This window comes from Aquicoccus sp. (assembly GCF_041686535.1).
Classification (GTDB): domain Bacteria; phylum Pseudomonadota; class Alphaproteobacteria; order Rhodobacterales; family Rhodobacteraceae; genus Aquicoccus.
The window spans coordinates 1-18,797 of record NZ_JAWLDS010000062.1 but is presented as its reverse complement, the minus strand read 5'-3'; the positions used below and the strand labels follow the sequence as shown (position 1 = coordinate 18,797).

General features: G+C 60.4%; 16 protein-coding genes. 13 read left to right on the top strand and 3 right to left on the bottom strand.

Annotated features, from left to right (window positions below):
* The 12 genes from ACESL9_RS12505 to ACESL9_RS12450 form a co-directional block, all read left to right on the top strand.
* A partial coding sequence (locus ACESL9_RS12505) for a hypothetical protein (RefSeq protein ID WP_372674914.1) occupies positions 1 to 194 on the top strand: 194 nt, incomplete at its 5' end.
* A 93-nt stretch (positions 195 to 287) separates the two neighbouring features.
* Positions 288 to 485, top strand: coding sequence for a preprotein translocase subunit SecE (gene secE, locus ACESL9_RS12500; RefSeq protein ID WP_372613206.1), 198 nt, complete (start codon positions 288 to 290; stop codon positions 483 to 485).
* 266 nt (positions 486 to 751) lie between these two features.
* Complete coding sequence (gene nusG, locus ACESL9_RS12495; RefSeq protein ID WP_372613204.1) at positions 752 to 1,285, top strand: transcription termination/antitermination protein NusG; 534 nt, start codon at positions 752 to 754, stop codon at positions 1,283 to 1,285.
* Between the two features lie 148 nt (positions 1,286 to 1,433).
* Positions 1,434 to 1,859, top strand: a complete 426-nt coding sequence (rplK, locus tag ACESL9_RS12490) for a 50S ribosomal protein L11 (protein WP_372613202.1) — start codon at positions 1,434 to 1,436, stop codon at positions 1,857 to 1,859.
* Between the two features lies 1 nt (position 1,860).
* A complete protein-coding gene (gene rplA, locus ACESL9_RS12485; RefSeq protein ID WP_372613200.1) occupies positions 1,861 to 2,559 on the top strand; it encodes a 50S ribosomal protein L1 in 699 nt (232 codons plus the stop codon).
* A 377-nt stretch (positions 2,560 to 2,936) separates the two neighbouring features.
* Positions 2,937 to 3,449 (top strand): 50S ribosomal protein L10, encoded by a 513-nt coding sequence (gene rplJ, locus ACESL9_RS12480; RefSeq protein ID WP_372613198.1) that lies wholly within the window; start codon positions 2,937 to 2,939, stop codon positions 3,447 to 3,449.
* A 72-nt stretch (positions 3,450 to 3,521) separates the two neighbouring features.
* Positions 3,522 to 3,905, top strand: coding sequence for a 50S ribosomal protein L7/L12 (rplL, locus tag ACESL9_RS12475; protein ID WP_111365678.1), 384 nt, complete (start codon positions 3,522 to 3,524; stop codon positions 3,903 to 3,905).
* A gap of 235 nt (positions 3,906 to 4,140) precedes the next feature.
* Complete coding sequence (rpoB, locus tag ACESL9_RS12470) at positions 4,141 to 8,280, top strand: DNA-directed RNA polymerase subunit beta (protein ID WP_372613196.1); 4,140 nt, start codon at positions 4,141 to 4,143, stop codon at positions 8,278 to 8,280.
* 59 nt (positions 8,281 to 8,339) lie between these two features.
* On the top strand, positions 8,340 to 12,587 hold the full coding sequence (rpoC, locus tag ACESL9_RS12465; protein ID WP_372674913.1) for a DNA-directed RNA polymerase subunit beta': 4,248 nt from the start codon (positions 8,340 to 8,342) through the stop codon (positions 12,585 to 12,587).
* 440 nt (positions 12,588 to 13,027) lie between these two features.
* On the top strand, positions 13,028 to 14,074 hold the full coding sequence (locus ACESL9_RS12460; protein WP_372613192.1) for an acyltransferase family protein: 1,047 nt from the start codon (positions 13,028 to 13,030) through the stop codon (positions 14,072 to 14,074).
* A gap of 128 nt (positions 14,075 to 14,202) precedes the next feature.
* Positions 14,203 to 15,012 (top strand): alpha/beta fold hydrolase, encoded by an 810-nt coding sequence (locus tag ACESL9_RS12455; RefSeq protein WP_372613190.1) that lies wholly within the window; start codon positions 14,203 to 14,205, stop codon positions 15,010 to 15,012.
* Complete coding sequence (locus tag ACESL9_RS12450) at positions 15,009 to 15,941, top strand: DMT family transporter (RefSeq protein WP_372613188.1); 933 nt, start codon at positions 15,009 to 15,011, stop codon at positions 15,939 to 15,941. The genes ACESL9_RS12455 and ACESL9_RS12450 overlap by 4 nt, the downstream gene beginning before the upstream one ends.
* Before the next feature lie 5 nt (positions 15,942 to 15,946).
* Here ACESL9_RS12450 and ACESL9_RS12445 read toward each other — a convergent pair whose 3' ends face one another.
* The gene (locus ACESL9_RS12445) at positions 15,947 to 16,573 is read right to left on the bottom strand and encodes a hypothetical protein (RefSeq protein ID WP_372674912.1); all 627 of its coding nucleotides are present in this window, start codon (positions 16,571 to 16,573) and stop codon (positions 15,947 to 15,949) included.
* A gap of 3 nt (positions 16,574 to 16,576) precedes the next feature.
* A complete protein-coding gene (locus ACESL9_RS12440) occupies positions 16,577 to 17,740 on the bottom strand; it encodes an L-lactate dehydrogenase (RefSeq protein ID WP_372674911.1) in 1,164 nt (387 codons plus the stop codon).
* 134 nt (positions 17,741 to 17,874) lie between these two features.
* Between ACESL9_RS12440 and ACESL9_RS12435 the strand changes: the two genes are divergently transcribed.
* Positions 17,875 to 18,312 carry a MaoC family dehydratase gene (locus tag ACESL9_RS12435; RefSeq protein ID WP_372613182.1) on the top strand — a complete coding sequence of 146 codons (438 nt, stop codon included), beginning with the start codon at positions 17,875 to 17,877 and terminating at the stop codon, positions 18,310 to 18,312.
* A gap of 156 nt (positions 18,313 to 18,468) precedes the next feature.
* On the opposite strand, the gene ACESL9_RS12430 is transcribed toward ACESL9_RS12435, so the two are convergent.
* Positions 18,469 to 18,797, bottom strand: a 329-nt coding sequence (locus tag ACESL9_RS12430; protein ID WP_372674910.1) for a phytanoyl-CoA dioxygenase family protein, incomplete at its 5' end; no start/stop codon positions are given.

Below are 18,797 nucleotides of genomic sequence, written 5' to 3'. Positions count from 1 at the left end.
CACGGCAACTCTCGCGATTGGTGCAGAAACTGCCGGAGAAGTGGCGTGGCGGGGTCGACGTGCCGCAGTTCGGTGCGACAGCGCAGACCGACGCAGACCTCGAAGGCCGCCCCGATCCCTTTGATCGCCTTGCCGCAGAGCGGCAGCGTGATCCGGGCCATTTCGGAGGCGCGTCAAGGGGCGGTCCGGGCTGATGCCACTTGATACTGTCGCAACGCCGCCATCGGGGTTGAATTCAACCGTGCACCCGCGTATGTGACGCGCGGACAGTCAGGAAAGAAATCGCCATGGCCCGCACCAACCCTCTTCAGTTCATTCAGCAGGTTCGCGCCGAGGTCGCCAAGGTGGTGTGGCCGACACGCCGTGAGGTGGCTCTGACGACCGTTATGGTCTTCATCATGGCGGCATTGACGGCGGTTTTCTTTGCTCTGGTCGATTTGCTCATCCGCAGTGGATTGCAGGGTATCTTGAACTTCTTTGGATAAGGCCTGGTTTCGGCCGGAACGGAGGTCAAGCCCTGCGCATGGGGTGTTTGACACCTGATTAGAGTGCGGTTGGCGCTGGGAACAAAATCCGTGAACGGCACTTGAAATCAAGGGGGCATGGGGGTAGGTGACCTCTCATTCCCTTACATGGCGTGCTGCGATTCGTGTTGCACGCCGATTTTTGTTGCGGGAACCGCGTGGATCAATCCGCGCATCGTGAAATATGATCGGCGGCTCCGTCGGCGAGAGACAGGATCGAAACGCAGATGGCGAAACGGTGGTATTCGGTTAGCGTCCTTTCGAATTTCGAAAAGAAGATCGCCGAGCAGATCAGGCAGCTTGCTGCCGAAGAGGGGCTTGAGGACCAGATCGACGAGGTTCTGGTGCCCACCGAAGAGGTGATCGAGGTGCGCCGGGGCAAGAAGGTGACAGCCGAGCGCCGTTTCATGCCGGGTTATGTGCTCGTGCACATGGAAATGTCCGACAAGGGCTACCACCTGATCAACGGCATCAACCGTGTCACCGGCTTTCTTGGTCCCCAGGGTCGCCCGATGCCGATGCGCGATGCGGAGGTCGAGGCGATCCTGGGCCGCGTCGCCGAAGGTGAAGAGGCGCCGCGGACGCTCGTTTCCTTCGAGGTAGGCGAGAAGGTCAAGGTCAACGACGGCCCGTTCGAGGATTTTGATGGCATGGTCGAGGAAGTGGACGACGACAACCAGCGCCTCAAGGTGACGGTGTCGATCTTTGGCCGGGAAACGCCGGTTGAGCTGGAATTCACGCAGGTCACCAAACAGGGCTGACCGGCGCGACGGCAGGCATGTGCCTGTCTTGCGGGGGTTGGCCCCGCTCATACGTGGGAGGCGAGCGCGGCGCGCCGTGCAAACCGGACCACGCAACGCAAGAAGCTCCGCGAACGCGTTCGTGGGGCGTTGAAAAGGAGAAAGGCCAATGGCCAAGAAACTTGCCGGGACCATGAAGCTTCAGGTCCCCGCCGGACAAGCGAACCCCTCTCCGCCGGTCGGTCCGGCGCTGGGTCAGCGCGGTATCAACATCATGGAATTCTGCAAGGCGTTCAATGCCAAGACTGCAGACATGGAGCCTGGCGCACCATGTCCTACCGTGATCACCTATTATCAGGACAAGTCCTTTTCCATGGACATCAAGACGCCCCCGGCGTCCTATTACCTGAAAAAGGCCGCCAAGCTGAAATCCGGTGCCAAGACCCCCTCGCGTGAGACGGTGGGCACCGTGACGGTCAAGCAGGTGCGCGAGATCGCCGAGGCAAAGATGAAAGACCTCAACGCGACCGATATCGAAGCCGCGATGAAGATCATTGTTGGTTCGGCCAACTCCATGGGCATCGAGGTGAAGTAAGATGGCAAAACTCGGAAAACGCATGAAAGCCGCCCGTGAGGCATTCGCCGGCAAGGAGAATGTCACGGTCGAGGAAGCCGTCGCGCTGATCAAGGCAAACGCTTCGGCTAAGTTCGATGAAACGGTAGAGGTCGCGATGAATTTGGGCGTCGATCCGCGCCATGCCGATCAAATGGTGCGTGGTGTCGTCGGTTTGCCGAATGGCACCGGCAAGGATGTGCGCGTTGCAGTCTTCGCCCGCGGCCCCAAGGCCGACGAGGCCAAGGAGGCCGGTGCGGACATCGTGGGGGCCGAGGACCTGATGGAGACGATTCAGGGTGGCAAGATAGAGTTTGATCGCTGTATCGCCACGCCCGACATGATGCCGATCGTCGGCCGGCTGGGCAAGGTGCTGGGCCCGCGCAACCTGATGCCGAACCCGAAGGTCGGAACGGTTACGATGGACGTGGCCGAAGCTGTGAAGTCCGCCAAGGGTGGCCAAGTCCAGTTCAAGGCCGAAAAGGCCGGCATCGTGCATGCCGGGGTCGGTAAACTCAGCTTTGACGAGGCCAAGCTGGTGGAGAACATCCGAGCCTTCATCGATGCTGTCGCGAAGGCCAAACCGGCAGGTGCGAAGGGGTCTTACATGAAAAAGATCGCGGTTTCTTCGACCATGAGCCCGGGCGTTTCCGTAGATGTGGACAGCGCGACCGGGAATTGATCCGGCTGGAAGACCGATTGAGAAAGGCGGCCCCTGTACCGCCTTTTTTCGTTCCTCCTTGCCGATGAAGGACGAGGTCGGGCCATTCGAGCGATAATTGGATGTGACCTCTTGCCCCTGCCGGAATTTCCCTCTAAACAGCGCGTCGTCAGGTCGCCCGATTCCGTCGTGGCGGCCTGTCGATTCGTCCGAGACGGTGGGTTGCAATAGCAATAAATCCTGCCTGAGACGGGAAAGACCAGATTTCTTCGGGTGGTCTGCGTGGCCGCGTCCCGGGGCGACTTGGAACGGACCCGTAAGGACCCGATTGCCGGGTTTTGGCCCGGTGAAACACGAGCCGGAGGGTCTTGAAAGCCTTCCATAACTGGAGTGAAACTGTGGATAGAGCCCAGAAAGAGAAAGTGGTCGAGGAACTCGGCCAGATCTTCGAAAGCTCTGGCGTCGTAGTGGTTGCCCACTACGCCGGTCTCACGGTTGCCGAGATGCAGGATCTTCGTGCCCGCGCCCGCGCGGCCGAGTCGTCGGTCCGTGTCGCCAAGAACAGGCTCGCCAAGATCGCCCTCGAGGGCAAGCCCTGCGCAAGCATGGCCGAATACCTCACGGGCATGACCGTTCTGACCTATTCGGAAGACCCTGTGGCAGCTGCCAAGGTCGCTGAAGATTTCGCCAAGGATAACAAGAATTTCGAAATTCTTGGCGGGGCAATGGGTGAGAACGCGCTCGACCGGGCCGGTGTCGAAGCCGTGTCGAAAATGCCTTCGCGCGATGAGCTTATCGCGACGATTGCGGGCATGATTGGCGCACCCGCTTCGAACATTGCCGGTGCAATTGGCGCCCCTGCTTCGAATATCGCTTCCATTCTCTCGACTATCGAAGAGAAGGCCGCGTGAGCAACCTCATGACTGGCGTGGAGTGTCACCTCGCACGTTGGAACACAAACCAAAGAACGGAAAGCAAGTAAAATGGCTGATCTGAAGAAACTGGCAGAAGAGATCGTCGGATTGACGCTTCTCGAAGCACAAGAACTGAAAACCATCCTGAAAGACGAGTATGGCATCGAGCCCGCAGCCGGTGGCGCGGTCATGATGGCAGGGCCTGCTGGCGGCGACGCCGGTGGTGCGGCTGAAGAAGAGCAAACCGAGTTTGACGTTATCCTCGTCAGCCCCGGCGCCTCGAAAATCAACGTCATCAAGGAAGTCCGCGCGATCACGGGTCTTGGCCTCAAGGAAGCCAAGGAACTGGTCGAAGCCGGTGGCAAGGCCGTCAAGGAGCAAGTCTCGAAAGACGAGGCCGAGGACATCAAGGGCAAGCTGGAAGCGGCTGGCGCGGAAGTCGAACTCAAGTAATCCTTATCGCCCGGGGGTCCGGGGGATTTCGAGGCTGGACCCGGTGACGCCGGGTCCAGCCGAACCTGTCTTAGCAAGGGCCCTGTTCGGGGCGTTTTCTAAGGTCTGGTTCACGGATCGGGAGGTCACCTTGGGTCGGTGGCCATGAATTGATCCGAACCAGCCATCTCTGATGGACAGGCCGCCGTGGCCCGACGGTGTGCTCCCCTGCGAGAAACGAAAGGTGACATCGCTCATGGCACAAACCTTCCTTGGCCAGAAACGTTTGCGCAAGTATTACGGCAAGATCCGTGAAGTCCTGGAAATGCCGAACCTGATCGAAGTGCAGAAAAGCTCTTACGATCTGTTCCTGAAATCCGGTGATCAGGAGATCCCGCAGGATGGCGAGGGCATCAAAGGCGTATTCCAGTCGGTCTTCCCGATCAAGGATTTTCACGAGAGCTCGGTTCTAGAGTTTGTTGATTACGAACTTGAACAGCCGAAATACGATGTCGAGGAATGCATGCAGCGCGACATGACCTACAGCGCGCCGCTCAAGGTGACGCTGCGGCTGATCGTTTTCGATGTGAACGAGGATACCGGCGCGCGCAGCGTGAAAGACATCAAGGAACAGGATGTTTTCATGGGCGATATGCCGCTCATGACCCCGAACGGCACGTTCGTCGTGAACGGGACAGAACGTGTCATCGTGTCCCAGATGCATCGGTCGCCCGGTGTGTTCTTTGATCACGACAAGGGCAAGACCCATTCGTCGGGCAAGTTGCTCTTTGCCTGCCGTATCATTCCCTATCGTGGCTCGTGGCTGGACTTCGAATTCGATGCCAAGGACGTCGTTTATGCGCGGATTGACCGCCGCCGTAAACTGCCGGTGACGACCCTGCTCTATGCCCTCGGCATGGATCAGGAGGCGATCATGGATGCCTACTATGACACCATCACCTACAAGCTTCGAAAGAAGGACAACGGGTGGGTCACCAAGTTCTTCCCGGAACGTGTGCGCGGGACCCGGCCGCCCTTCGATCTGGTCGATGCCAAGACGGGTGAGATCATTGCCGAAGCCGGCAAGAAGGTGACGCCACGCGCGGTCAAGAAGATCATTGACGAGGGCGCGATCACCGATCTCCTCGTGCCGTTCGAGAACATCGTCGGAAAATTCGTTGCCAAGGACATCATCAACGAGGAAAACGGCGCGATCTATGTCGAGGCCGGGGATGAGTTGACCCTCGAGCGTGACAAGGATGGCGAGATCATCGGCGGCACTCTTAAGGAATTGCTGGATGCCGGTATCTCGGAGATTCCGGTGCTCGACATCGATAACATCAATGTCGGCTCGTACATTCGCAACACCATGGCGATGGACAAGAACATGAACCGCGAATCCGCACTCATGGACATCTATCGCGTGATGCGCCCGGGAGAGCCGCCGACCGAAGAGGCCGCATCGGCCCTGTTCGACACGTTGTTTTTCGACAGCGAGCGATACGACCTTTCCGCTGTCGGCCGGGTCAAGATGAACATGCGTCTCGCTCTCGACAAGCCGGACACGCAACGGACACTTGACCGCGAGGATATCGTTGCCTGTATCAAGGCGTTGACAGAATTGCGTGATGGCAAGGGCGATATCGACGACATCGACCACCTCGGCAATCGCCGGGTGCGGTCAGTCGGCGAATTGATGGAGAACCAGTATCGCGTGGGCCTTCTGCGTATGGAACGCGCGATCAAGGAACGTATGTCCAGCGTCGAGATCGACACGGTCATGCCACAGGACCTGATCAATGCCAAGCCCGCGGCCGCCGCCGTGCGCGAGTTCTTCGGCTCGTCGCAACTCTCACAATTCATGGACCAGACCAACCCGCTTTCGGAAGTCACTCACAAGCGCCGCCTTTCGGCGCTCGGCCCGGGGGGGCTGACCCGTGAGCGTGCGGGCTTTGAAGTGCGCGACGTTCACCCGACCCACTATGGCCGGATGTGCCCGATCGAAACGCCGGAAGGTCAGAACATTGGCCTCATCAACAGTCTTGCGACATTTGCGCGGGTCAACAAATACGGCTTCATCGAAACGGCCTATCGCCGGGTGGTTGACGCGCAGGTGACTGACGAGGTCGTCTATATGTCCGCCACCGAAGAGGCGCGTCACGTGATCGCACAGGCCAACGCGACCCTTGATGAGGAAGGACGGCTGATCAACGAGATGGTCAACACTCGGCAGGCGGGTGAGTACACACTGGCCCCGCGCGAGAGTGTGGACCTGATCGACGTGAGTCCGAAACAACTCGTTTCCGTGGCCGCCTCGCTCATTCCATTCCTGGAAAACGACGACGCAAACCGCGCACTCATGGGCGCCAACATGATGCGGCAGGCCCTGCCTCTGATCAAGACCGAGGCGCCGCTGGTCGGGACCGGGATCGAGGGCAAGGTTGCCGTCGACTCGGGTGCTGCCATCACGGCGCGGCGGGCCGGGATCATCGACCAGGTGGATGCGCAGCGGATCGTGATCCGCGCCACCGAGGATCTGGCACTTGGCGATGCCGGTGTTGATATCTATCGGATGCGCAAGTTCCAGCGCTCCAACCAGAACAGCAGTATCAACCAGCGGCCCTTGGTGAAGGTCGGTGATACGGTCCAGACGGGCGAGGTTATCGCCGATGGCCCTGCAACCGATATGGGCGAGTTGGCCGTGGGAAGGAACGTGATCGTCGCCTTCATGCCGTGGAACGGCTACAACTATGAGGATTCCATCCTTATCTCCGAGCGGATCGTGCGCGACGATGTGTTCACGTCGATCCATATCGAGGAATTCGAAGTGGCGGCCCGGGATACCAAGCTGGGTCCGGAAGAGATAACCCGAGACATCCCGAATGTCGGCGAAGAGGCGCTGCGCAACCTCGATGAGGCGGGCATCGTCTATATCGGTGCAGAGGTCGAGCCGGGTGACATTCTTGTTGGCAAGATCACGCCAAAGGGTGAAAGCCCAATGACGCCTGAGGAAAAGCTGCTTCGTGCCATCTTTGGCGAAAAGGCATCCGACGTGCGCGATACGTCTCTCAGGGTCAAACCTGGCGATTTTGGCACGGTTGTCGAAGTGCGGGTGTTCAACCGGCATGGCGTGGAAAAGGACGAACGTGCGCTTCAGATCGAACGTGAAGAGGTCGAGCGCCTGGCCCGTGACCGCGACGACGAACTCGCCATTCTGGATCGCAACATCTACGCGCGCCTCAAGTCGCTGATCCTTGGCAAGGTTGCCGTGAAAGGCCCGAAAGGCGTCAAGGCGAATTCCGAGATCACCGAGGAACTCCTCGAAACCCTGACCCGTGGCCAGTGGTGGCAGTTGGCTTTGAAGGACGAGAAGGACGCCCAGATCGTCGAAGCCCTGCATGAGCAATACGAAGCGCAGAAGCGCATGCTCGACGCGAGGTTCGAGGACAAGGTCGAGAAGGTGCGACGTGGCGATGATCTTCCGCCCGGGGTGATGAAGATGGTCAAGGTGTTCATCGCGGTGAAGCGCAAGCTGCAGCCCGGTGACAAGATGGCCGGCCGTCACGGCAACAAGGGCGTCATTTCCAAGGTTGTCCCGATGGAAGACATGCCTTTCCTCGCCGACGGGACGACGGTCGATATCTGCCTCAATCCCCTTGGCGTGCCAAGCCGGATGAATGTCGGACAGATCCTTGAGACCCATATGGGCTGGGCTTGCCGGACCCTGGGTTCCAAGATTGATGCAGCACTTGCTGAATATCGACGCTCTGGTGATATGACACCGTTGCGTGATGCGATGCGCAATGCCTATGGAGATGATGTTTACGAGGAAGGCATCGCTGCCATGGAAGAAGACGAATTGGTCAGCGTTGCTGGAAATGCCACCGGTGGCATGCACATCGCGACCCCGGTCTTCGACGGCGCCCGGGAAGAAAACATCAACGATGCCTTAGTGCGGGCCGGTCTCGATTCCAGTGGGCAGTCGATCGTCTATGATGGTCGTACCGGCGAGGCATTCGCGCGACCGGTGACAGTTGGCGTGAAATACATGCTCAAGCTGCACCACCTTGTTGACGAGAAGATTCACGCACGTTCCACCGGCCCCTACAGCCTCGTTACCCAGCAGCCGCTGGGCGGTAAGGCGCAGTTCGGTGGTCAGCGTCTCGGGGAGATGGAGGTCTGGGCGCTCGAGGCTTACGGCGCCGCTTACACCCTGCAAGAGATGCTGACGGTGAAATCGGATGACGTGGCGGGCCGCACCAAGGTCTACGAGTCGATCGTCAAGGGCGAGGACAATTTCGAGGCCGGTGTACCTGAGAGTTTCAACGTTCTCGTGAAGGAAGTCCGCGGTCTCGGCCTCAACATGGAACTCCTGGATGCGGAGGAAGAGGATTAAGGATTTGATTTTTCGTAGAAAAATCAGGCTCCTTCCAACGCACGTATGAGGATATCAAAATGAACCAGGAACTGACCAACAACCCGTTCAACCCGCTGACCCCGACGAAGGTCTTTGACGAAATCAAGGTATCACTGGCCAGTCCCGAGCGGATTCTGAGCTGGTCCTACGGCGAGATCAAGAAGCCCGAGACGATCAACTATCGGACCTTCAAACCTGAGCGTGACGGGCTTTTCTGTGCCCGGATTTTCGGGCCGATCAAGGACTACGAATGCCTGTGCGGCAAGTATAAGCGCATGAAGTATCGTGGCGTCGTCTGCGAGAAATGCGGCGTCGAGGTGACCCTTCAGAAAGTGCGCCGCGAGCGCATGGGCCATATCGAACTGGCTGCGCCCGTGGCGCATATCTGGTTCCTCAAGTCGCTGCCCAGCAGGATCGGACTCATGCTCGACATGACTCTGCGCGATCTGGAACGCGTGCTTTATTTCGAGAATTACGTGGTGATCGAACCGGGCCTGACCGATCTTACCTACGGCCAGATGTTGACCGAGGAAGAATTCATGGACGCCCAGGACCATTACGGCATGGATGCGTTCACCGCCAACATCGGGGCCGAGGCGATCCGGGAAATGTTGGCTCAGATCGACCTTGAGTCCGAGGCCGAGCGTCTGCGTGCCGAGTTGGCAGAGGCAACCGGTGAATTGAAGCCCAAGAAGATCATCAAGCGTCTGAAGGTGGTGGAGAGCTTCCTTGAAAGCGGCAATCGTCCGGAATGGATGATCATGACGGTCATCCCGGTCATTCCACCCGAGTTGCGTCCGCTTGTGCCGCTTGATGGCGGCCGTTTCGCCACTTCGGACCTGAACGACCTCTATCGTCGTGTGATCAACCGCAACAATCGCCTAAAGCGGCTTATCGAACTGCGCGCGCCCGATATCATCGTGCGCAACGAAAAGCGGATGCTGCAGGAATCGGTTGATGCACTGTTTGACAATGGTCGCCGCGGCCGGGTCATCACGGGCGCAAACAAGCGTCCACTCAAATCGCTTTCGGATATGCTCAAGGGCAAGCAGGGTCGCTTCCGCCAGAACCTGTTGGGTAAACGCGTCGATTTTTCAGGCCGTTCCGTGATCGTGACGGGTCCGGAGTTGAAGCTTCATCAATGCGGGTTGCCCAAGAAGATGGCGCTCGAACTCTTCAAGCCGTTCATCTACTCGCGGCTGGAGGCAAAGGGGCTGTCCAGTACGGTCAAACAGGCCAAGAAGCTCGTTGAGAAGGAACGTCCCGAGGTTTGGGACATTCTCGATGAGGTCATTCGCGAACATCCCGTGATGTTGAACCGCGCGCCAACGCTGCACCGTCTTGGCATTCAGGCGTTTGAACCGATCCTGATCGAAGGCAAGGCCATCCAGCTTCACCCGCTGGTTTGCTCGGCCTTCAATGCAGATTTCGACGGCGACCAGATGGCTGTCCACGTCCCGCTTTCGCTTGAAGCACAGCTCGAAGCGCGCGTCCTCATGATGTCGACGAACAACGTGCTTTCACCTGCAAACGGTGCCCCCATCATCGTGCCGTCGCAGGACATGATCCTTGGTCTCTACTACACAACGATCGAGCGTGAGGGCATGAAGGGAGAAGGCATGGTCTTCTCTTCCGTCGATGAGGTGCAATATGCACTCGACTCGGGTGCGGTGCATCTTCATGCCAAGATCACGGCCCGCATCCCCCAAGTGGATGCCGAAACCGGTGAAACCGTGATGAAGCGCTACGAGACGACGCCGGGCCGGGTTCGTCTTGGCGCCCTGCTGCCGATAAATGCCAAGGCGCCATTCGATCTGGTCAACAGGCTTCTGCGCAAGAAGGAAGTGCAGCAAGTCATCGACTCGGTCTACCGCTATTGTGGTCAAAAAGAGAGCGTCATTTTTTGCGATCAAATCATGACCATGGGGTTCCGCGAGGCGTTCCGAGCCGGAATTTCCTTTGGCAAGGATGACATGGTCATTCCGGACAGCAAATGGACGCTCGTTGAAGATGCACGCGAGCAGGTCAAGGAATTTGAACAACAATACATGGACGGCCTGATCACTCAGGGTGAAAAATACAACAAGGTCGTTGATGCATGGTCGAAATGTAACGATAAAGTCACCGACGCAATGATGGCGACCATTTCGGCCGAGAACCGTGACGGAGCCGGGGCTGAACAAGAGCCGAACTCGGTTTACATGATGGCCCACTCGGGCGCCCGGGGGTCTGTCACGCAGATGAAACAGTTGGGCGGAATGCGTGGCCTGATGGCCAAGCCGAACGGCGATATCATCGAAACGCCGATCATCTCGAACTTCAAGGAAGGTCTGACGGTTCTCGAGTATTTCAACTCGACCCACGGCGCGCGAAAGGGTCTTTCCGATACCGCTCTGAAAACGGCGAATTCGGGCTATCTGACGCGGCGGCTGGTTGACGTTGCACAGGACTGCATCGTGCGGGAGCATGACTGCGGCACCGAAAACGGGATCACAGCAGAACCTGCAGTTAACGACGGTGAGGTCATTGCATCGCTTGGCGAACGAATCCTCGGGCGTTTCACGGTCGATGATATACATGTACCGGGAACGGACGAGATCATCGTGCCCAAGGACACGCTGATAGACGAGCGCCTGGCGGACATGGTCGAGGAAGCAGGGGTTCAATCGGCACGCATTCGCTCCCCGCTGACTTGCGAAGCCGAAGATGGGGTTTGCGCCATGTGTTACGGGCGTGATCTTGCGCGCGGAACATTGGTCAACGTCGGCGAAGCGGTGGGTATCATTGCAGCGCAGTCTATCGGGGAACCTGGCACTCAGCTCACGATGCGGACCTTCCATATCGGTGGCGTGGCTCAGGGCGGTCAGCAATCGTTTCTTGAGGCCAGCCAGGAAGGGATCATCGCATTCGAGAACGCGCAGATCCTCGAAAACCAGTCGGGCGAGCCACTCGTCATGGGGCGCAACATGAAGTTGATCATCCGTGGTGAAGACGGCATTGAGCGTGCAAGTCACAAGCTGGGCTATGGTTCCAAGCTCTTTGTCAAGGAGGGTGACCAGATCTCGCGCGGCGACAAGCTCTTTGAATGGGATCCCTACACGTTGCCCATTATTGCCGAAAAGGCTGGGACCGCCAAATTGGTCGACCTGACCACGGGTGTTTCGGTCCGGGACGAGACGGATGATGCCACCGGCATGACGCAAAAGATCGTGACCGATTGGCGCGCTGCGCCAAAAGGCAATGAGCTCAAGCCCGAGATCATCCTCATGGATGCTGATGGCGAGCCGGTTCGCAACGATGCTGGCAATCCCGTGACCTATCCGATGTCGGTCGATGCAATCTTGTCTGTTGAAGACGGACAGCAGGTTCTGGAAGGTGATGTCGTTGCACGGATTCCCCGAGAGGGTGCCAAGACCAAGGACATCACCGGTGGTCTGCCACGGGTGGCGGAATTGTTCGAAGCGCGCCGTCCCAAGGATCACGCCATCATCGCTGAAATAGATGGTTATGTCCGGTATGGGCGCGACTACAAGAACAAGCGTCGCGTCACGATCGAGCCTGCCGACGAGACGATGGAACCAGTCGAATACATGGTGCCCAAAGGCAAGCATATCCCCGTTCAGGAAGGGGACTATGTCCAGAAGGGCGATTACATCATGGACGGTAATCCTGCGCCGCATGACATCCTGTCGATCATGGGTGTCGAGGCCTTGGCCGATTACATGATCAACGAAGTGCAGGAAGTCTATCGTCTGCAAGGCGTGAAGATCAATGACAAGCACATCGAAGTGATCGTTCGGCAGATGCTCCAGAAGTGGGAAATCCTCGATAGTGGGGAAACAACGCTTCTCAAGGGAGAGCATGTCGACAAGCAGGAACTCGAGGCCGCCAACGCCAAGGCCCAGGCCAAAGGTGGTCGTCCGGCGCACGGGGAACCGATCCTTTTGGGTATCACCAAGGCCTCGCTACAAACCCGATCGTTCATTTCGGCGGCCTCCTTCCAGGAAACGACGCGTGTTCTTACCGAAGCATCGGTGCAGGGCAAACGTGATAAGCTCGTGGGACTCAAGGAAAATGTCATCGTCGGTCGATTGATCCCGGCGGGGACTGGGGGGGCGACGCAGAAGGTGCGGCATATTGCGCAGCAGCGTGACAATGTTGTCATTGAGGCGCGGCGTGAAGAAGCCGAGGCTGCGGCGGCGCTGGCGGCCCCGGTGGAGGATGACGTGATCGGTGGAGACGAGTTCGACACGCTTGTGGAAACTCCTGAAAGCCGGGACGAGTAAGCCTCAACCCATTGTGTGAAAACAGGAAAACCCCCGGCGACATGCGCGCCGGGGGTTTTTTCATGGCCACGCGGCGGCCATGCCGCACCGCCGCAGAACGCCGGGGTTAACGCGTGCCGGGGCCGGAAAGCCGGGGGTGATTCCCGGCTGCTGCCCGGCTGCCGGACGTGCACCGCCGCACCGCAGCGATCGCGGGCCTGAAAATCGTGAATGCAGCGCGCGCCGGCATTGCGGGATCGCATCAGTCATCCCGATGCCACGGTCAGCACACGCTGCTCGGACGCTGGACAACCGGTCATTGACGCGGTGATGACCCTCAGCCAAATCGCGGGCGGGAACGGCATTACGGCAAATACCCGCCGCAACCGTTTGCCACCCATGGCATGCGCCTTATGGTCCCCGCCGGAACAATCGTGCGAACAGCATCAGGGGCAGCGAACATGGGAGCGACATGGAACATCGACACCTTGCGTATCCTGGCGACCGTCCTTCTGGTCGCCTATCACGTCATCGGGATCAATTCGGATGGTGGGATGGAGGTCGCCGACAACTCCGGCTGGCGTTTCGCGGCGGATCTTCTGAGGGACCTTCGGATGCCCCTGTTCGCCTTCATCGCGGGCGCCGTCTACGCGCTGCGGCCACTGTCGCTGGACGGCATCGCGGGCTTCACGCTCGGCAAGGGGCGGCGGCTGGTTGTGCCGGGCGTGATCGCGTCGCTGGTCTTCTGGGTCCTGGGCAACACGGTCTTTTCCGGCGCGTTTTCAACCGGCGCCCCGCTCATCGAGGCCATTGCAATGTCCTATGGGCATTTCTGGTTCCTGCAGGCCCTGCTGATCCTGTTCCTGACGGTCAGCGTGCTGGACGCGGCGTTGCGCTACCGGGCGGCGGTCCCCTTGCTGGTCGCGGCCTGCATCCTCAACCTGGTTTGGCACGATCTGGCTGTCGATACGCCCCGCGCGCTCGAATTGACCCGGGCGGTCTATCTCGCGCCCGGCTTTCTGATAGGGATGATACTGATCCGCCACGGCGCGGCGTTGGCGGAATGGCGCGCGCTTCTGGCCCTGGCCGCGGCCGTTATGCTTGCGGCGGGGCTTTGGCTCAATCTCGAGGTATACCGGGAGACCGGGAGCCTGTCGCGCAACCGGATGGATATGCAAAGCCTGTTGGCCGGTGCCGGGGCGATCATCTTGCTCTACATGGCCACGCCGAGGATCGCCTGGTGTGATCGAATCGCGGTGATGGCCTTCACGATCTACCTCTATCACCCGTTCGGCACCTCGTTGGCGCGACGGTTGTTCGAATCGCTGGAGATCGACGCAGGACTCCTGCGCTTCACAAGCGGGCTGATCATAGGCTTCGGCTTGCCGGTCGTGCTTCATGTTCTGGCGCATCGTTTCGGGCCGATGCGGCGTCTGCTGCTCGGGCTGCGTGCCTCCAGCGGGTCGCGAAAGCAGCCTGATGGGGGCGGGTCGCTCCCCCCGAACTGAGCCTTGCCCGGGCCCGCCGGGGTCATTGCGTTCTGATCAGGCAAGCCCGGCCGCTGCTGGCGCGTGTGGTGTGGCTTGCGCAGCACTCGGTTGCGGCCTAGCCTTTGTGCAATACGAGGGAGAGAGACATGCATCTGACCATCGGTGAAAACGACACGCTTTATCATATCCACCATGCGCCGGCCCGCGAAGGGGCGCCGACATTCGTGTTCGTCAATGCGCTGACCGGATCGACCGAGGCCTGGGAGGCCGAGGTGGCCCCGGCGCTGCGGGCGGCGGGGTATGGCACGTTGAGCTGGAATTTCCGGGGGCAGGCGGAGTCGTCCTTTTCGCCCGACCTGGAGTTGACCGACGCGGTGATCGTGTCGGACCTTGAGCGGGTATTGGACGAGGTGAAACCCGAGGCGCCAATCCTCGTGGGGCTTTCGATCGGTGGGCTTTACGCGGCGCGGGCGGTGCTGAACGGGGTCGAGGCAAAGGGCCTTGTCCTGCTCAACACGCTGCGCGAGATCGGGCCGCGGATCGACTGGGTCAACCACGCGATGGCGCAGATCGTGGCGCATGGGGGCGTGGGGCTCTTCCTCGATGCGCTGTTTCCCCTGCTGGTGAGCGGGGAGTTCGCCGAAAAGGCGCGGGGCAATTTCCTCAAGGGTGAGTATGCGCCGCTTCCGCCCGCGCATGGGCACATGAACCTGATGCGCAACGCCGCGGCGACCGATTGGGAGATCGACTATGGCGCGCTCGACCTGCCGGTTCTGGTGATCACCGGGTTGCAGGACAGGGTATTCCTGGATCGCGAGGTGGTGGACCGGCTTTATGCCACGCTGCCCGATGCGCGGCGCGAGGACTGGGAAGAGGCAGGCCACCTCCTGCCACAGGAGGCGCCCGCGCGCCTGACCAAGGCGCTGGCCGGGTTCGGGGCGGAGATCGAGGCATGAACATACCCGAGAAATGGGCCTATCCGGCGGTTCTGATCGGGGTGGCGGGACATGCAAGTTCGGAGTTCTTCGCCAAGCTGGGCGGCGTGGCGGGGCCCGAGACGAGCGTATGGCGCTATCTGCTGGGCGGGTTCGGGCTGATCCTCTGGGCGCTTGCGGATCGCAACAGCCGTGACCTCATCACGCCGCTGCGCGAGGAGGGGCTGCGCCTTGTCTGGCTGTCCTTGATGGGGGTGACTGTCACCTATCTCTTTTTCCACTGGGCGCTGGATTACGCGACGGTCATCCAGGTGGCGACGGTGACGACCACGATCCCGATTTTCGTGGGGCTGGCCAACTGGGTGATCAACGGTGTGCATCCCGGGGCGGTCAAGATCGTGACCGGGGGGCTGGCGGTGCTGGGCATCGCGGTCCTCTTGACCGACGGGGCGCTGATGACGCTGGCGGGCGAGGCCGGGACGCTTCCGGGGGTTCTGCTGGCGATGGGCTGTGCCGCGCTGGGATCGTTCTACGCGGTGCTGATCAAGCCGGTCATGGTGCGGCACGGGGGATTGAAGATCATCGCGCTGACCATGATGATCGGCGGTGTTGGGCTTTGGGTGCTGGTCGGCGCGGCCTGGGGCATCTGGGTCAACCCGGCGACGATCGTAGAGAAACCGGCGCTGGCGGCGTGGTCGCTGATCATCCTGGCGCTGTGGAACACGACGATCACCCAGGCGCTTTGGTTCGGTGGGTTGACGGCGGCACCGGATATCACGCGGGCGTCCTATCTTTTCTTTCTCAAGCCGATCATCGCGGCGGCGCTGGCGATCGTGATCCTGGGCTCGTGGCCCACCGGGTTGCAGGTGGTGGCGATCATGCTGGTGACGGGCTGTGTGCTGGTCGAGCTTTACTGGCCGCGGATCCGGGCGGTGTTCGCGCGGGGTTAGGGCGCTCAGGTTTCGAGCAGTTGCTGCAGGTGCCCGCCCGCGGCGATCACCCGCGCGTGCAGCGCGTAATCGAGGGCGCGGGCCTTGCGGAAGGCGGCTTCGGTTTCCGGCGAAAGCTCGGCCTCGATGCGGGGGGAGACGTTGTAGGTCTTGGGCTTGATCTGTTTGCCGAACCGCTCTTCCAGAAAGCCGCGCAGCACGTCCTGCGCCTCGTAGGCGAAAACGTGATGGAGCGGCATCTCGCGGCTGGTTTTCAAGGTCAGAAAGGCGCCCTGCGAGCCGACATTGGCAAAGGGCGGCGGGTCGGGTTGGATCGTGGCCCGTGCGAAGGCGTCGAAGCTGACCCCGCGGGTCGAGTATTTCGAGCCTTCGAGCGCGTCGCGTTGGCGGTAGCGATACCACGAGCGCGCCTGGTCGAGCGGGTCGCGGATCACCGCCATGCGTTCGGGGGTAAGCCCATAGGCATCTTGCAGGAAAGGCGCCAGCTTGCGATGGAAGAAGGCCGCGTTGGCGTGTTTGCGCCGTCCTGAAAACACGATGTCGGCGCGGCGCTTGAGGGCCATTTCCCAGGCGGTGGTGCCGGTTTTCGGCACGGCGAGGAAGGCGAGATTCTCCTTGAAGAAGATCTGCATCGCCTATTGCCAGTTTCCCTCGAACCCCTGGGGCACCAGGAGGATGTCGCGGTTGACTTCCTCGATACGGCGGTGCCCGCAAAGCGCCATCGAGACATCCATCTCGTTATGGATCACCTCGAGTGCCCTGGTGACGCCCTCCTGCCCCATCGCGCCGAGACCATAGACGAAGGCGCGGCCGATATAGGTGCCCTTGGCGCCCATCGCGACGGCCTTCAAGACGTCCTGGCCCGAGCGGATGCCGCTGTCGAGGTGGACCTCGGTGGCGTCGCCCACGGCATCCATGATGCCCGGAAGCGCGCGGATCGAGGAGAGCGCGCCGTCGAGCTGTCGCCCGCCGTGGTTCGAGACCACGATCGCGTCGGCTCCGACCTCAAGCGCCATTTTCGCGTCCTCGGGGTCGATGATGCCCTTGAGGATCACCTTGCCGCCCCATTCTTCCTTGATCTTCGCGACCCTGTCCCAGTCGAGCGTCGGGTCAAATTGCTCAGCCGTCCAGGCGCCAAGGTCGGCGGCATCGGAGACGCCCTCGACATGGCCCACGATATTACCGAAATTGCGGCGCGTGGCCTTCATCATGCCCATGCCCCAGCGCCACTTGGTGGCGAGGTCGATCATGTTGGCCAGCGTTGGCTTTGGCGGGGCGGAAAGGCCGTTCTTGATGTCCTTGTGACGCTGACCCAGCACTTGCAGGTCGAGCGTGATGACGAGCGCCGAGCAATTCGCATCCTTCGCCCGCTGGATGAGGGACGAGACGAAGCCCTGGTCCTTCATGGTGTAAAGCTGGAACCAGAAGGGTTTGGAGGTGGCGGCGGCGACATCCTCGATAGAGTTGATCGACATGGTCGAGAGGGTGAAGGGCACGCCGAACGCCTCGGCGGCGCGGGCGGCCTTGATCTCGCCATCGGCGTGCTGCATCCCGGTGAGGCCGACGGGAGCGAGGGCCACGGGCATCGCCACGTCCTGTCCGATCATCTGCGTAGAGGTCGAGCGGTTCGACATGTCCACGGCGACGCGCTGGCGCAGGTAGATGTCGTCGAAATCGGAGGAGTTCTCGCGGAAGGTCTGTTCGGTCCAGCTTCCGCTCTCGCAATAGTCATAGAACATCTTCGGGGTGCGGCGGCGATAGAGCACCTTGAGATCGTCGATATTCGTGATCACCGGCATGACCTTGCCCCCTTTTTCCCAAGCGTCGGTTTTACTTACCGGTGGGGTCGAAGTGACGCAACGGCTTATTGCCCGGGGCTTGAGCAGCCGCGGGCCTTGGGCAAAGCTGGCGGCGAGGAACAGGAGGATGCGAGATGTATTTCGATGAATTGCCGGTCGGGTTCACCCACGAGACGGGCAGCCAGAGTTTGAGCGAAGAGGAAATCATCGAATTTGCCCGCAAATACGATCCGCAGCCTTTTCATATAGACAAGGAAGCGGCCGCCGACACGATCTATGGCGGGATCATCGCCAGCGGGTTCCAGACACTGATCGTGGCCTTTGACCTGATCCTGAATTCGGGCGTGTGGCGCGACGCCTCGATGGGGGCATCGGGGCTGGACGAGCTGCGATGGCACCTTCCGGTGCGGCCGGGCGACAGTTTGCGGGTGAAGATGAGCGTGGTGAAATCCGTGCCGTCGAAATCGCGGCCCGACCGGGGGCGGACCACCTTCTTCTACGAGATCCTGAACCAGAAGGACGAGGTGGTGTCGTCCTATTACTCTGTGCAGTTGCTCAAGCGAAAGGTCTGAGTGCGAAAGGGGTTTGCGCGCTCTTGGAGGATTTTGCGCTCAATCGAATTCATTTCGCCCGGGCTGCTTGCAGCCCGGGCAGCGCCCGCCCTTTGGGCGGGCGCTGCCCTTTCGTTGGGCGTCGGCATAATCCCATTCGCCGCAACATGCTATGGATCACCTTGGGAAGATCGTCGGGAACCAATCCTCGCGCAGTTTCTGGCCCGGTTGCATGTCGTGATCGGGAAAGGGCGGCGAGGTGCGCCCCGGGCGTTCGACATAGCGCGCATCGTCGCCCACCAGCCTGAGCGAGAAGGCCCGGCGGCGGGTGGGTGACGTGTTGCCGCGCGCGCCGTGCAGGATGCCGTAGTTGAAAGCCACCGCGTCGCCCGGCTCCATCTCCCATCCGGCGATCTCCATGCCTTCGGCCTCGGGGTCGGGGACGGGCATGTAATCCTCGATATTGGGAAAGTACGCCTCTTCCTTGACCCAGCGCATCGGCAGGA